Source organism: Micromonospora sp. S-DT3-3-22 (assembly GCF_015354745.1).
GTDB lineage: Bacteria > Actinomycetota > Actinomycetes > Mycobacteriales > Micromonosporaceae > Micromonospora > Micromonospora wenchangensis.
Map to the genome: position 1 here is coordinate 1 of NZ_JACGMO010000161.1, position 14,653 is coordinate 14,653.

The following is a 14,653-nucleotide window of genomic DNA, read 5'->3' on the forward strand; positions in this document are numbered from 1 at the left end:
CGCGGCCGACGTGGTGATCGCGGTCAGCGCGTCCGGCCGTAGCCCGGAGGCGTTGGGCGCCGCCGAGGCCGCGCACCGCCGGGGGGCCCGGCTGGTCGCGGTCGGCGCGCCCGACTCGCAGTTGCAGTCGGTGGCCGAGCGGGCCCGCGCGCCGTTCATCCCGGTGCCCCGCCGGGCCCCGGCCCGGGCCAGCCTCTGGGCGCTCACCGTGCCGGTTCTGCTCGCCGCCCGTACGCTCGGCCTGGTGAAGGTCAACGAGGCGGATCTGGCCGAGACGGCGGCCCGGCTGGACGCCGACGCCGACCGGTGCCGGTCGACCGCCGAGTCCTTCGTCAACCCGGCGAAGTCGCTGGCCCTCGGGCTGGCCGGGTCGATCCCGATCGTCTGGGGCTCGTCCCCGCTGGCCACCGTGGCGGCCCGCCGCTTCGGTGACACGCTGTCGGCCAACGCCCGGTACCCGGTGGTCACCGGGGCGCTGGGTGAGGCCGGTCGGGGCCGGGTCGGCCTGCTCGACGGCGTCTTCGGCGGCCTGGTGGAGTCGACGCGGGACATCTTCGCCGACCCGGACGAGGTCGAGCCCGATCCGACCCGGCTGCGGCTGGTGCTGCTGCGCGACGGCGGCCTCAACGCCGACGACGACACCGACGAGCCGCTGGCCGTCGAGGAGCGTCGCGCCGACGCGGTGCAGACCCTCGCCGAGCGGCGCGGGGTGCGCTGCGACGTGGTCACCGCCGAGGGCGGCTCCGCGCTGGAACGGCTCGCCTCCCTCGTCGCGGTGCCCGACTTCGCGTCGATCTATCTGGCCCTGGCCCATGGGCTGGACCCGATGGCCGTTCCGGCCGTCACCGAGATGAAGGAGCTGTCGAACCAGTGAGCGCGAACGGCGGTACCAAGGCGATCATCGCCGCCCTGCTGGCGAACATCGGTATCGCCATCACCAAGTTCATCGCGTTCCTGCTGACCAGTTCGTCGTCGATGCTGGCGGAGTCGATCCACTCGGTGGCCGACTCGGGCAACCAGGCGCTGCTGCTGCTCGGCGGCAAGCGGGCCAAGCGGGCGGCCACCCCGCAACACCCCTTCGGGTACGGCCGGGAGCGCTACATCTACGCGTTCATCGTGTCGATCGTGCTGTTCAGCCTCGGTGGACTGTTCGCGCTGTACGAGGCGTGGCACAAGGCGGCCGACCCGCACCCGATCACCTCGTGGCAGTGGGTGCCGGTGACGGTGCTGCTGGCCGCGATCGTGATGGAGGGCTTCTCGTTCCGTACGGCGATCAAGGAGTCGAACCACACCCGGGGCAACCAGTCCTGGGTGAACTTCATCCGTCGGGCCAAGGCGCCGGAGCTGCCGGTGGTGCTGCTGGAGGATTTCGGCGCGCTGGTCGGCCTGGTGCTCGCGCTGTTCGGCGTGGGGATGACGCTGATCACCGGCAACGGCATGTGGGACGCCGCGGGCACCGCGATGATCGGCGTCCTGCTGGTGATCATCGCGGTCGTGCTGGCGATCGAGACGAAGAGCCTGCTGCTCGGCGAGGGTGCCGACCCGGGCGAGGTGGCGACCATCGAGCGGGCCGTCACCGACGGTCCCGAGGTCGAGCGGATCATCCACATGAAGACGCTCTACCTCGGCCCGGAGGAGCTGATGGTGGCCGCGAAGATCGGCGTGCCGGCCTGGGAGAGCGCCGAGGAACTGGCCCGGGGGATCAACGCGGTCGAGGCGCGCATCCGCGCGGCCGTACCGATCGCCCGGGTGATCTATCTGGAGCCGGACATCTACAGCGTCGCCGCCGAGCGGGCGGGCACCGGCACGGCCGCGCCCACCGCGGCGGCACCGGCGTCGGGCGGGTCGAGTGAGGTGGCCGGGCGGGCCGGAGGCTGACCGTGGAACTGCTGTACGGGTCGATCCGCGACTACGCCTGGGGGTCCCGCTCGGCGCTCGCCGAGTTGCAGGGGCGGCCGGCGCCGACCGACGGCCCGGAGGCGGAGCTGTGGCTGGGCGCCCACCCGGGCGGCCCGGCCATGGTCGACCGGGACGGCGAGCGGGTGAGCCTGACCGACCTGCTGGTCGCCGAGCCGGACCACTGGCTCGGTGAGGAGGTGGTCGGCCGGTTCGGCACCCGGCTGCCTTTCCTGTTGAAGGTGCTCGCCGCGGACGCCCCGTTGAGTCTCCAGGCCCACCCCGACGCCGAGCAGGCCCGCGCCGGCTACGCCGCCGAGCAGGCTGACGTCGGGCAGGCTGATGCCGGGCAGGCCGGTGACGGGTGGGCCGACGGGGTGGCGGGGCGGGCGCGGGGGCCGCGCAACTACGTCGACCCGTACCACAAGCCGGAGTTGCTCGTCGCGTTGACGCCGTTCGACGCGCTCTGCGGGTTCCGGGACCCGCGGGTGTCGGCGACGGCGTTGGCCGGGTTCGGCGTACCGGAATTGTCGCCGGTGGTGGCCGCGCTGCGGGCCGGGCCGGCGGGGCTGCGGGAGGCCGTACGGTTGCTGTTGACCTGGCCGGACGCCGACCGCGCCGGGCTGGTCGAGGCGGTGCGCACGGCGGACGCCGCCGGGCCGGACGCGGAGCTGGCCCGGGACCTGGCGACCCGCTACCCGGCCGATCCGGGGGTGCTGGTGGCGCTGCTGCTGCACCACGTGCGGCTGACGCCGGGGGAGGCGATCTGGATGCCGGCCGGCAACCTGCACGCCTACCTGAGCGGCGCCGGCGTGGAGATCATGGCGGCCAGTGACAACGTGCTGCGCGGCGGGCTCACCCCGAAGCACGTGGACGTCGACGAGTTGCTGCGGGTACTGCGGTTCGAGGTGCTGGACGATCCGGTGCTCGTCGCCCGGCCGGTGACGCCCGGGGTGGTCTGCTGGCCGGTGCCGGTGGACGACTTCGCGCTGCACCGGGTGACGGTGGACGCGGCCGGGCCGGAGGTCCGGCTGCCGCTGCCCGGCCCCCGGGTGGTGTTCTGCCACCACGGCAAGGTCGGGGTGGACGACGGGGTGGGCGCGGTGATGCTCGGTCCGGGGCAGGCCGCTGTGGGGACGGCCGCCGGTGCGGCGCTGGTCCTGTCCGGTACGGGCACGGCGTTCGTCGCCACGTGCGGCGGCTGACGGCGTCACGCGCGGCGACCTGCGCCACGCCGCAAGTCCGACTTTCCCGAATTGCTTGACTAGTCCGTGTCGCACGGTAACCTCATGAGTACGCAGCGTTGTCGCGACGAAGGTCCGGCGGCGCGCGGGGGTAACCAAACCGGGGGGATGCACGGGGCGGCCGGCAGGTGGACGGAGGTTTCGTCCCACGCCGACCGCCCCGTGCGCTGTCTCCAGGCGGCCCACAGTGCGCCGCGAGGGGGCCGGCGTAAGGTGGATGGTCGCGCAGCCATCGTTCGACAGGAGCCTTCATGACCAGCACCCTCCCGGCGTCATCCAGCGACGCCCGGCCGAGCGCCCTCGCCGAGGGCGACTACAAGGTGGCGGATCTGTCGCTCGCCGAGTTCGGGCGCAAGGAGATCCGCCTCGCCGAGCACGAGATGCCCGGCCTGATGGCGATCCGCCGCGAATTCGCCGACGCCCAGCCCCTCGCCGGCGCCCGGATCACCGGTTCGCTGCACATGACCATCCAGACCGCCGTCCTGATCGAGACGCTGGTCGCCCTCGGCGCGCAGGTCCGCTGGGCGTCCTGCAACATCTTCTCCACCCAGGACCACGCCGCCGCCGCGATCGTGGTCGGCCCCGAGGGCACCCCCGACGCGCCGTCCGGCGTCCCGGTCTACGCCTGGAAGGGCGAGACGCTGGAGGAGTACTGGTGGTGCACCGAGCAGGTGCTCGCCTGGCCGGACGGACAGGGCCCGAACATGATCCTCGACGACGGCGGTGACGCCACCCTGCTGGTGCACAAGGGCGTCGAGTTCGAGAAGGCCGGGGCCGTCCCGGCGGTCGAGTCCGCCGACTCCGAGGAGTACGCGGTCATCCTCCAGGTGCTGCACCGCAGCCTCGCCGAGGACAACCAGCGCTGGACCCGGATCGCCGCCGGCATCAAGGGCGTCACCGAGGAGACCACCACCGGCGTGCACCGGCTCTACGAGATGCACCGGGCCGGCACCCTGCTCTTCCCGGCCATCAACGTCAACGACTCGGTGACCAAGAGCAAGTTCGACAACAAGTACGGCTGCCGGCACTCGCTGATCGACGGCATCAACCGGGCCACCGACGTGCTGATCGGCGGCAAGATGGCCGTCGTGCTCGGCTACGGCGACGTGGGCAAGGGCTGCGCCGAGTCGCTGCGCGGCCAGGGCGCCCGGGTCGTGGTGACCGAGGTCGACCCGATCTGCGCGCTCCAGGCGGCGATGGACGGGTACCAGGTCGCCACCCTGGAGGACGTGGTCGAGCAGGCCGACATCTTCATCACCGCGACCGGCTGCTTCGACGTCATCACCAACGAGCACATGGCCCGGATGAAGCACCAGGCCATCGTCGGCAACATCGGCCACTTCGACAACGAGATCGACATGGCCGGCCTGGCGAAGCGCTCGGACGTCACCCGGGAGAACATCAAGCCGCAGGTCGACGTGTGGCGCTTCGACGACGGCCACGCCATCATCGTGCTCTCCGAGGGCCGCCTGCTGAACCTGGGCAACGCCACCGGCCACCCGAGCTTCGTGATGTCGAACTCGTTCGCCAACCAGACGATCGCCCAGATCGAGCTGTACACCAAGACCGACGAGTACCCGGTCGGCGTCTACGTGCTGCCCAAGCACCTGGACGAGAAGGTCGCCCGGCTGCACCTGGACGCGCTCGGCGCCCGGCTGACCGAGCTGACCAAGGAGCAGGCCGCCTACCTGGGCGTCTCGCCCGAGGGCCCGTTCAAGCCGGAGCACTACCGCTACTGAGCACCCCGGACGGACGAGGGGGTCGGCCACCACGTGGCCGGCCCCCTCACCCGTGTGCGGGTCGGCCCGGAGCCGGGGCCGGCGGGGTCAGGACGCGCCGGGGCCGGGCGGGGGTCAGGACGCGCCGGGGCCACGGCGGGTGGGGCGGACCCAGGTCCACACGCACCAGGCGAGCCAGGTCAGGGAGACGGCCACGGCCAGCGGGCGCAGCCGCAGGACGCTGAGCACGATCACCAACGCGAGGACGGCCAGCCACGGGCCGAAGCCCCTCACCGGTGCCGTCCCGGCCGACGGTGGCGTGGCCCACACGGGTCGGAAGTCCCTGGTGCGGGGGTGTCCGCCGGGCGGAGGGTGGGGATGCGGGGCGCGTCGTTCACGGGGCGTCCTGTCCTGGGGGTACGTCGAATCCTGCCACGTCGGGCGGCGGGTCGGCACCCCCGGCCGGCGGGTCCAGGCCGACCCTTCCGACCAGGGTGAAGCTGTCAAGAACGACTTGACGGAACCCCCGATCAGGAGGAAGGTATGGCTGCCCTAAGTTGCCTGAGGCAAGTCTGACCCACGACACGGAGCACCGATGTTCGCCACGTACCTGATCGGCCTGCGGGAGGGCCTGGAGGCGACGCTCGTCGTCAGCATCCTGGTCGCCTTCCTGGTCAAGTCGCAGCGCCGGGACCGGCTGCCGCAGGTGTGGGTCGGCGTCGGGCTCGCCGTGGCGCTCTCGGTCCTGTTCGGCTGGCTGATCGAGTACACCTCGACCTCGCTGCTGGCCCGCTCCGAGGACCGGGAACTGTTCGAGGCCGTCACCTCGGTCGCCGCCGTGGTCTTCGTGACCTGGATGATCTTCTGGATGCGGCGGGCCGCCCGGACGATCGCCGGTGAACTGCGGGGCAAGCTGAGCGAGGCGCTCGCGGTCGGCTCGCTCGCGGTCGCCGGGATGGCCTTCCTCGCGGTCGTCCGGGAGGGCCTGGAGACCGCGTTGATCTTCTACTCGGCGGCGCAGAGCGCGACCGGCGGCACCGGCTCCGGGCCGCTGCTGGCCCTGATCGGCGGTATCGCCACCGCCGTCGGGATCGGATTCCTGCTCTACCGCAGCGCCCTGCGGATCAACCTGTCGACGTTCTTCACCTGGACGGGCGCGCTGCTGATCCTGGTCGCCGCCGGCATCCTCAAGTACGGCGTGCACGACTTCCAGGAGGCCGGGGTGCTGCCGGGCCTCAACGACCTGGCCTTCGACATCACCGGCGTGCTCGACCCCGGCACCTGGTACGCCGCCCTGCTCGCCGGGATGTTCAACGTCACCGCCGCGCCGAGCGTGCTGGAGACGGTCGCCTGGGTCGCGTACGCCGTCCCGGTGCTGGTGCTGTTCCTGCGCCGGCCGGCCGCCCCGGTCAAGCCCGCGCCGGCCGCCACCCCGCCGACGCCCGGGCCCGCCCCCACCACCGAGGCCGACGCCACCGCTGAGCAGGACGGCCCCGCCGCCGTGCAGCCGGCCGGGTCGCGGCGCGTCTGATCCACCGTCCTCTCCAAGGAGACAAGCAACGATGCGTACCACCCGTTTCCTGGTGCTCGCCGCCGTCGGCGCGCTGGCCGTCACCGGTGTCACCGCCTGTGGCAAGGACGACCGGTCCGACGCCGGCGCCGGCAACTCGGTCAAGGTCAAGGCCACCGACAGCGTGTGCGAGGTCGACGTCACCGAACTGGAGGCCGGCCAGGCGACCTTCACCGTGACCAACTCCGGCAGCAAGGTCAACGAGTTCTACGTCTACGCCGCCGGTGACCGGGTGATGGGCGAGGTGGAGAACATCGCCCCGGGCCTGAGCCGGGAGCTGCGGGTGGAGCTGCCCGCGGGGACGTACGAGACGGCCTGCAAGCCCGGGATGAGCGGCCGGGGCATCCGGGGAGCGCTGAAGGTGAGCGGCACCGCCGCGACCGTGGCCCCGGACGCCGCGCTGACCGAGGCCACCGCCAGCTACCAGCGGTACGTGACCAGCCAGACCGCCGCCCTGCTGACGAAGACCGAGGAGTTCGTCACCGCGGTCAAGGCCGGTGACGTGGCCAAGGCCAAGGCCCTGTACCCGGTGGCCCGCACCTACTGGGAGCGGATCGAGCCGGTCGCGGAGAGCTTCGGCGACCTCGACCCGAAGATCGACGGGCGGGAGGAGGTCATCGAGGAGGGCATGGAGTTCACCGGCTTCCACCGGATCGAGAAGGACCTCTGGACCACCGGCGACATCAGCAAGGACGGCCCGATCGCCGACCGGCTGCTCGCCGACGTCAAGGAGATCGTGACCCGGGCCAACGCCGAGAAGCTCACCCCGCTCCAGCTCGCCAACGGGGCCAAGGCGCTGCTCGACGAGGTGGCCAGCGGCAAGATCACCGGCGAGGAGGAGCGGTACTCGCACACCGACCTCTGGGACTTCAACGCCAACCTGGAGGGCTCCAAGGCGGCCGTCGCCGCGCTGCGGCCGGCCCTGGAGCAGCGGGCCCCGGAGCTGGTCGCCCAGCTCGACAAGGAGTTCACCGCCGTGGAGGCGGCGCTCGGCAAGCACCGCGACGGCGACGGCTGGAAGCTGCACACCCAGCTGAGCAAGGCCGACCTCAAGGAGCTGTCGGACAGCATCAACGCCCTCGCCGAGCCGGTCAGCAAGGTCGCCGCCGCCGTCGCCCGGTGACGACGGGTCAGCACGGCCGTCGTCCGGCGGCCGGTCCCTCCCAGGAGAGTCGATGAGCGAGCAGAGCAGCACCGCCGGCCGGGGACGCCGCCGGCTGTCCCGCCGGCGGGCGATCACCCTCGCCGGGGTCGGGGTCGCCGGAGTCGCCGGGGTGGCCGCCGGAGCGGGCGCGCTGGCCCGCGACGGCGACCGGGCCGCCGCGTACGACGGGGCCGCCGGGGCGGTGCCGTTCCACGGTGAGCACCAGGCCGGGATCACCACCCCGGCCCAGGACCGGCTGCACTTCGTCGCCTTCGACGTGATCACCAAGGACCGGGACCGGCTGGTCGCGATGCTCCAGGAATGGACGGCCGCCGCCGCCCGGATGACCGGCGGGAAGGACGCCGGGGTGATCGGCGCGGTGGGCGGCATGCCGGAGGCCCCGCCGGACGACACCGGCGAGGCGTTGGGCCTGCCCCCGTCGCAGCTCACCCTGACCGTCGGCTTCGGCGCCACCCTGTTCCGCGACGCACAGGGCCGGGACCGGTTCGGCCTCGCCGGCCGGCGGCCCGCCGCCCTGGTCGACCTGCCGCACTTCGCCGGGGACGCGTTGCGCCCGGAGATCTCCGGTGGCGACCTGTGCGTACAGGCGTGCGCGAACGACCCGCAGGTGGCGGTGCACGCCATCCGCAACCTGGCCCGGATCGGCATGGGGGTGGTCAGCGTCCGCTGGTCACAGCTCGGCTTCGGGCGTACCTCGTCGACGTCGCGGGACCAGGCGACCCCGCGTAACCTCTTCGGTTTCAAGGACGGCACCGCCAACCTCAAGGCCGAGGACGCCGGGCTGCTCCGCGAGCAGCTCTGGGCCCAGCCGGAGGACGGCGCGGACTGGATGACCGGCGGGTCCTACCTGGTCACCCGCAAGATCCGGATGCAGATCGAGACCTGGGACCGCAGTTCGCTTGCCGAGCAGGAGCAGATCGTCGGCCGGACCAAGGGCAGCGGCGCGCCGCTGGGCCGCCGGGACGAGTTCGACGAGCCGGACTTCGCCGCGAAGGGCGACGACGGCCAGCCGGTGATCGCCGTGGACTCGCACGTGCGCCTCGCCCACCCCACCCTGAACGACGGCGCCCGGCTGCTGCGCCGGGGCTACAACTACGTCGACGGATCGGACGGGCTCGGCCGGCTCGACGCCGGGCTGTTCTTCATGGCCTACCAGCGGGACCCACGCCGGCAGTTCGTGCCGATCCAGACCCGGCTCGCCCGCAACGACGCGATGAACGAGTACCTGCGGCACGTCTCCAGCGGCCTGTTCGCCTGCCCACCCGGGGTCCGCGACGCCGCCGACTGGTGGGGCCGCGCCCTGTTCGGCTGAACGGCGGCCGGCCGCGACGAACCGGTCAGGCCGGGCGGTCCGGCGACGCCGACCGGAGCACCGGCCCGGCCGGTCGTACCCCGACCGGGGCCGGCGGGTCGACGGCGGGGGTGGCCGGGGCCGGGTCGGGCCAGAGAGCGGCGGTGAGCGCCCGCTGGTGGCGCAGCCGCAGCGAGCCGCGCCGGTTGCGTTCGGCAAGGACCGCCGCCAACAGCAACGGCTCCGGTACGCCCGGCGGCGGCGTCGGGGCGGTCACCGCCGCCACCTCGCGCCACAACTCCCGGGCCAGCCGGCTGCGGTACGGCTCGACGATCTGCTGCCCCCGGGTCAGGTACTGCCGCACCGCCAGGGCCAGCGCGTCGTCCAGCCGGGTCAGGTCCAGCGTGGCGGCCCAGCCGGCCAGCGGCGCGACGATCCCCGGGGCCGGCCGCCACGGGTGCGTGGTGCGGGTGTGCACCACCATCGTGCCGGCCACCAGGTCACCCAGCCGTCGGCCACGCGGGTCGGTCAGCATCACCGTCGCCCCGGCCACCCAGCTCAGCAGCGGCAGCACCAGCCCCGGCCACTCCACGGCCGCCCCGACCAGCGCCCGGGTCAGCGACTGACGCCACTGCACCGGCCCGCCGTCGGCGCTGACCACGCGCAGCCCCACCGCGAGCTTGCCGGGCGTCCGGCCGTGGTTGAGACGTTCCCACAGCACCGGATAGCCGACCACCACCAGCACCAGGCCGAGGGTCTCCAACGCGCCGGTCAGGGCCCGGTCCACCACCTGCTCGGGAAGCACGATCAGTACCAGCGGGGTCAGCGTCAGCGCCAGCAACGCCGCGCAGAACAGTTGCCCGACGATGTCGATCAGCAGCGCCAGCACCCGGGACCCGAGCCGCGCCGCCCGGACGTCCAGCGCGACGGCCTCGCCGCTGACCAGCCCCGCGTCCGCCCAGCGCCCCGCCGGGTCGACGCCGGCCGGGACAGTGCCGGCCGGCACCGGTGGTTGCGCGCTCACCCGGACAGTGAACACTATGGTCGCCGGACGGGGGAGGACCAGTGGATCTCGACGCGTACGTCGCCGAGCACAGCCACGAGTGGCGACGGCTGGAGCTGTTCTGCGACCGTCGCCGGCTCGACGTCGACGAGATCGACGAGATGATCGTCCTCTACCAGCGCACCGCCACCCACCTGTCGGCGCTGCGCAGCCGGGCACCCGACCCGGCCCTGGTCAGCCGGCTCTCCCAGCTCGTGCTGCGGGCGCGGGCCCGGATCACCGGCCGGCAACGGGCCTCCTGGTCGGCCGTCGGGCGGTTCCTCACCGTCGGGTTCCCCGGCGCGGTCTACCGGGCCTGGCCGTGGTGGTGCGCGGTGGCGACCGGGTTCAGCCTGCTCAGCGGCTTCCTCATCTGGTACGTCGCCGGTAACCCGGGCACCGCCGCCGCGTTCATCGGCCCGGACGCCGCCGCCGACCTGGTCGACTCCGGATTCGCCGGCTACTACACCGAGTTCTCCGCGCCGACCTTCGCCTTCCACCTGTGGACCCACAACGCCTGGATCGCCGCCCAGTGCCTCGCCGCGGGGGTGCTCGTCGTGCCGGTGCTCTACCTGTTGTGGCAGAACGCGCTGAACATCGGGGTGGTGGGCGGCGTGATGGTCTCCTACGGCCGCTCCGACGTCTTCTTCGGACTGATCACCCCGCACGGGCTGCTGGAGTTGACCGGGGTCTTCGTGGCCGCCGGGGTCGGGCTGCGGACCGCCTGGGCGTGGATCTCGCCGCCGGAGCACCTGGGCCGGGGCCGGTCGGTCGCCGAGGCGGGCCGGTCGGCGATCCTGGTCGCGGTGGGTCTGGTCGGGCTGTTCGCGGTCTCCGCGCTGCTGGAGGCGTTCGTCACCCCGGCACCGGTGCCGGTGGTGCTGCGGGTCGGCGTCGGCGCGACGGTCTGGCTGGGCTTCTTCGCCTACGTGGTGCTGCTCGGCCGGCGGGCCGTCGCCGCCGAACGGGCACCGGCCGAGCGCACCGACCCGTGGCTGGCCGAACTCTGGCCGTCGACGGACCCGGCCCGCGCCTGGCAGCCCGCCTCCCGCCCACCCCGCTGACCTGCCCGGGTCAGAGCTGACCGAGGGCCTTGAGCCGGAGGTAGGTGTCGGCCAGGGCCGGGGCGAGCCGGTCCGCCGGGGCGTCCACCACGGTCACGCCGTACCGGCCGAGGACGGCGCGGACCCGGTCCCGCTCGGCGAGCGCCCGCCAGCCGGCCGCGGCGGCGTAGGCGTCCTCGGGGCGTACCGGGGGGCCGGTGGTCAGCGCGGTGAGCGCCGGGTCGTGCACGGCCGCCACCACCACCCGGTGCCGGGCGGCCAGCCGGGGCAGCACCGGCAGCAGCCCCTCGGCGAGCGCCCCGGGCTCCAGCGCGGTCAGGAGCACCACCAGGCTGCGTCGCCGGTGCCGCCGCAGGATCTCCGCGACGATCAGGTCGAAGTCGGTCTCCACCAGCGCCGGGTGCACCGGCGCGAGGGCGTCGACCAGCCGGTGCAGCAGATCCCGCCGCCCGGTGCCGGTGACCGTGGCCCGGATCGTGGCGTCGGCGGCCAGCAGCTCGACCCGGTCGCCGGCCCGGGCGGCCAGCGCGGTCAGCAGCAACGCCGCGTCGATGGCGGCGTCCAGCCGGGGTACGTCGCCGACGCGTACCGCCGAGGTGCGGCCGGTGTCCAGCACGCACACCAACCGCCTGTCGCGTTCCGGCCGCCAGGTGCGGACCAGCACGTCGGAGCGGCGGGCGCTGGCCCGCCAGTCGATGGAGCGGACGTCGTCGCCGACCACGTACTCGCGCAGGGTGTCGAACTCGGTGCCCTGGCCCCGGCCCCGGGTGACCTGGGTGCCGTCGATGACCCGCAGCCGGGACAGCTTCTCGGGCAGGTGCCGCCGGGAGTCGAACCGGGGCAGCACCCGCAGCGTCCAGCCGGGGGCGGCGGGACGCCCGGCCCGCTGCCGGAACGCCAACCCGAGCGGCCCGAGCGAACGCACCGCCACCGTCACCGCCGGCCGGTCGCCGCGCCGGGTGGGGGTGAGCCGGTTGGGCAGCACCAGCACCCCGCCCGGCCCGACCCGGGACACCCGGTCCGGCGGTACGTCCGGACGGGCCCCCGCCGACGGCACCCACACGTCGCGCACCTGGGCGCGCAGCGTACGGCCGGAGGTGTTGGCCAGGCGCAGCGTGACGGTCGCGGGGTGGCCGAGCCGGACGGCCCGGTCGCCCTCACGGTCGACGGTGAGCCCGTGCAGCGGGGCGGCGAGCGCCCAGTCCACGGCGGTCAGCAGCAGCACGACGGCGGTCATCACGGCGACGGCGGGCACCGGGTCCGGCCAGAACGGCAGGGTGGGCACGCCCGCCAGCAGCAGGACGGCCGCCCGCCAGGTCATCGCGGGGTCGGCACGGTGGCCAGCACCGTGTCCAGCACCGCGTCGACCCCGACCCCCTCCAGCTCCACCTCGGGGCGCAGCCGCAGCCGGTGCCGCAGCGTCGGGCGGGCGGTGGCCTTCACGTCGTCGGGGGTGACGTGGTCCCGGCCGGCCAGCCAGGCCCACGCCTTCGCCGTGCTGAGCAGCCCGGTGGCCCCCCGGGGCGACGCGCCCAGCTCCAGGGCGGGGGTGGCCCGGGTGGCCCGGCACAGGTCCACGATGTAGCCGATCACCGGCTCGGCCACGTGCACCCGGCCGACCGCCTCCCGGGCGGCGGCCAGGTCGGCGGCGTCGGCCACCGGGCGTACGCCGGCCGCGCCGAGGTCACGCGGGTCGAAACCGGCGTGGTGGGCGCGCAGCACCCCCAGCTCCTCGTCCCGGTTGGGCAGCGGCACGGTCAGCTTGAGCAGGAACCGGTCGAGCTGCGCCTCGGGCAGCGGGTAGGTGCCCTCGTACTCGACGGGGTTCTGGGTGGCGGCCACGATGAACGGGTCCGGCAGCGGCCGGCGGGCGCCCTCGACCGACACCTGGCGCTCCTCCATCACCTCCAGCAGCGCCGACTGGGTCTTCGGCGGCGTCCGGTTGATCTCGTCGGCGAGCAGCAGGTTGGTGAAGACCGGCCCCTCCCGGAAGGTGAACGCGGCGGTGCGCGGGTCGAAGATCAACGAACCGGTGACGTCGCCGGGCATCAGGTCGGGGGTGAACTGGACCCGCTTGGAGTCCAGGTCCAGTGCGGTGGCGACGGTACGGATCAGCAGCGTCTTCGCCACCCCGGGCACCCCCTCCAGCAGGACGTGGCCCCGGCAGAGCAACGCGATCACCAGGCCGGTGACCACCGAGTCCTGACCGACGACCGCCTTGGCCACCTCGGTGCGCAGCCGGTGCAGGGCGGCCCGGGCGTCGTCCGGGCCGGCCGTGGGCTCGGCGGTGGTGGCGGGTCGGGTCACCGGGGGTCTCCTTCGGTCGGACGGCCGGGCGCTGCCGCCACGGTACGGGTCAGCCGGTCCAGCGACCGGGCCAGCTCCAGCAGTTCGGCGTCGGTCTGCGGCGCCGCGCCGAAGAGCAGCTCGTGGATCTGCTCCGGGGTGCCGCCGGCCGGCCCGGCCACCCGGGCCGCCACCTCCGCCGGCCCGAGCGTCGCGGGCAGGTCGAGCCGCCCGCGCAACCGCCCCGACGCGGCGGTACGCAGGGTCGCGGCGGCCGGACCCCGGGCCCGGGCCTGCTGGTAGAGCCGGGCCCGACCGAGCACGGTCTCGGCGGAGCGGACCTCGACGGGCAGCGGCTCGGTCACCGGCGGGCCGAGCCGGCGGGCCCGCCACAGCACGATCAGCAGGGCGACCAGGGCGAGCTGGAGCAGCAGCGCCCAGAACCAGGGCGGGAAGGCGTCCAGCAGCGGATGGTCGTCAGGCGGTGGGGGACCGGCGGAGTCGGGGGCGTCGCCCGAACCGTCGCCGTCGCCGGTGGCGGTGCCGGGGCCACCCGGACCGCCCTCGCCGGTGCCGTCGCCGTCGTACCCGGTGGACCCGCCGGGGGTGGGTGACCACGCGGGCTCGCCGGTGCCGCCGGGCCGGCCGAACGTCGGCGCCGGTGCCGGGCCGTCCAGGTCCAGCCAGACCACCCGCCCGTGGACGCCGAGCAGGCCGGTGGCGAGCGCCTCGTTGCCGTGTTCGGCGATCCGGTCGTTGCGGAACGGGTCGCTGGCGCCGATCACCACCACCTCGGCCCGGCCGGGCAGCCGGACCAGGCCGTCGGCGTAGCAACGGTCGAGGGCGGTCGCCGTGCCGGGGGCGGCGGCGTACCGCTGGAGCGCGGCGGCGGCGACCCCGGCCCGGGTCGCCTCGGTCACCGCGCAGGGCCGGCCGCCGGCCGCCGGGTCGACCGCCCGGGTGGCCCACCGGCGGTCGGTCGGCACCAGCGGCAGGCCGGCGGATTCGAGCACCCGGCGGGACGGGTCGACGAGGACCAGCCGCCGGCCGGCGGGCAGTTCGCCCAGCGCGCCGAGGGTGTCCGGGTGCAGCAGCTCCGCCGCCGGGACGAAGAGGGTGGCCGGGCCACGGTCGAGGCCGAGCAGGGCCGGCAGGAGGTCGGTCTCCCGCGTGACGGTGACACCCCGGGCGCGCAGCGCGTCGGCGAGGCGGCTGCCCCCGTCGTCGTCGGTGGCGACCGGGGAGAGGAAACCGGGGTCGCCCGGGTCGGGCTGGTCCAGCGCGTGGGCGGCGATCGTGCCGGCGAGCAGGGCGGCGGCCAGCGCCAACGGCACGATCACCCGGTGCCGGCGTCGTCGCCGCACGGGCGCGGCCGGC

At 74.4% G+C, this 14,653-nt stretch carries 13 protein-coding genes; 8 read left to right on the forward strand and 5 right to left on the reverse strand.

Annotation, left to right across the window (positions count from 1 at the left end; all coding sequences use genetic code 11):
• From H1A17_RS30655 to ahcY, 4 genes are all read left to right on the forward strand, one after another.
• Window positions 1-874: SIS domain-containing protein (locus H1A17_RS30655; protein ID WP_194823526.1), on the forward strand; the 874-nt coding region annotated here is incomplete at its 5' end.
• Window positions 871-1,878, forward strand: a complete 1,008-nt coding sequence (locus H1A17_RS30660; protein WP_145918014.1) for a cation diffusion facilitator family transporter — start codon at window positions 871-873, stop codon at window positions 1,876-1,878. The genes H1A17_RS30655 and H1A17_RS30660, both read left to right, overlap by 4 nt.
• A gap of 2 nt (window positions 1,879-1,880) precedes the next feature.
• Window positions 1,881-3,101 carry a mannose-6-phosphate isomerase, class I gene (gene manA / locus H1A17_RS30665; protein ID WP_194823527.1) on the forward strand — a complete coding sequence of 407 codons (1,221 nt, stop codon included), beginning with the start codon at window positions 1,881-1,883 and terminating at the stop codon, window positions 3,099-3,101.
• Window positions 3,102-3,391: 290 nt separating this feature from the next.
• Window positions 3,392-4,879 (forward strand): adenosylhomocysteinase, encoded by a 1,488-nt coding sequence (ahcY, locus tag H1A17_RS30670; RefSeq protein WP_145918016.1) that lies wholly within the window; start codon window positions 3,392-3,394, stop codon window positions 4,877-4,879.
• A gap of 114 nt (window positions 4,880-4,993) precedes the next feature.
• On the opposite strand, the gene H1A17_RS30675 is transcribed toward ahcY, so the two are convergent.
• Window positions 4,994-5,152, reverse strand: coding sequence for a hypothetical protein (locus H1A17_RS30675; RefSeq protein WP_168222385.1), 159 nt, complete (start codon window positions 5,150-5,152; stop codon window positions 4,994-4,996).
• Between the two features lie 301 nt (window positions 5,153-5,453).
• Here H1A17_RS30675 and efeU point away from each other — a divergent pair, with 301 nt between their 5' ends.
• The 3 genes from efeU to efeB are packed head-to-tail and all read left to right on the forward strand — an operon-like array spanning window position 5,454 to window position 8,905.
• Window positions 5,454-6,389 (forward strand): iron uptake transporter permease EfeU, encoded by a 936-nt coding sequence (gene efeU, locus H1A17_RS30680; RefSeq protein ID WP_145918017.1) that lies wholly within the window; start codon window positions 5,454-5,456, stop codon window positions 6,387-6,389.
• Window positions 6,390-6,420: 31 nt separating this feature from the next.
• Window positions 6,421-7,551, forward strand: coding sequence for an iron uptake system protein EfeO (gene efeO / locus H1A17_RS30685; RefSeq protein WP_145918018.1), 1,131 nt, complete (start codon window positions 6,421-6,423; stop codon window positions 7,549-7,551).
• 52 nt (window positions 7,552-7,603) lie between these two features.
• Window positions 7,604-8,905: an iron uptake transporter deferrochelatase/peroxidase subunit gene (gene efeB / locus H1A17_RS30690; RefSeq protein WP_194823528.1), complete on the forward strand. Its 1,302-nt coding sequence runs from the start codon at window positions 7,604-7,606 to the stop codon at window positions 8,903-8,905.
• 25 nt (window positions 8,906-8,930) lie between these two features.
• Here the strand turns inward: efeB and H1A17_RS30695 are convergent, their stop codons facing one another.
• Window positions 8,931-9,908 carry an RDD family protein gene (locus tag H1A17_RS30695; protein WP_240762605.1) on the reverse strand — a complete coding sequence of 326 codons (978 nt, stop codon included), beginning with the start codon at window positions 9,906-9,908 and terminating at the stop codon, window positions 8,931-8,933.
• Between the two features lie 41 nt (window positions 9,909-9,949).
• Here H1A17_RS30695 and H1A17_RS30700 point away from each other — a divergent pair, with 41 nt between their 5' ends.
• Window positions 9,950-10,990, forward strand: a complete 1,041-nt coding sequence (locus H1A17_RS30700; protein WP_194823529.1) for a stage II sporulation protein M — start codon at window positions 9,950-9,952, stop codon at window positions 10,988-10,990.
• A gap of 10 nt (window positions 10,991-11,000) precedes the next feature.
• Here H1A17_RS30700 and H1A17_RS30705 read toward each other — a convergent pair whose 3' ends face one another.
• The 3 genes from H1A17_RS30705 to H1A17_RS30715 form a co-directional block, all read right to left on the reverse strand.
• Window positions 11,001-12,311: a DUF58 domain-containing protein gene (locus H1A17_RS30705; RefSeq protein WP_145918021.1), complete on the reverse strand. Its 1,311-nt coding sequence runs from the start codon at window positions 12,309-12,311 to the stop codon at window positions 11,001-11,003.
• The gene (locus H1A17_RS30710; RefSeq protein WP_194823530.1) at window positions 12,308-13,297 is read right to left on the reverse strand and encodes a MoxR family ATPase; all 990 of its coding nucleotides are present in this window, start codon (window positions 13,295-13,297) and stop codon (window positions 12,308-12,310) included. Before H1A17_RS30710 ends, H1A17_RS30705 begins: the two co-directional genes overlap by 4 nt.
• Window positions 13,294-14,653 (reverse strand): DUF4350 domain-containing protein (locus tag H1A17_RS30715; RefSeq protein ID WP_228544545.1); only part of this gene is annotated, 1,360 nt, incomplete at its 5' end. The genes H1A17_RS30715 and H1A17_RS30710, both read right to left, overlap by 4 nt.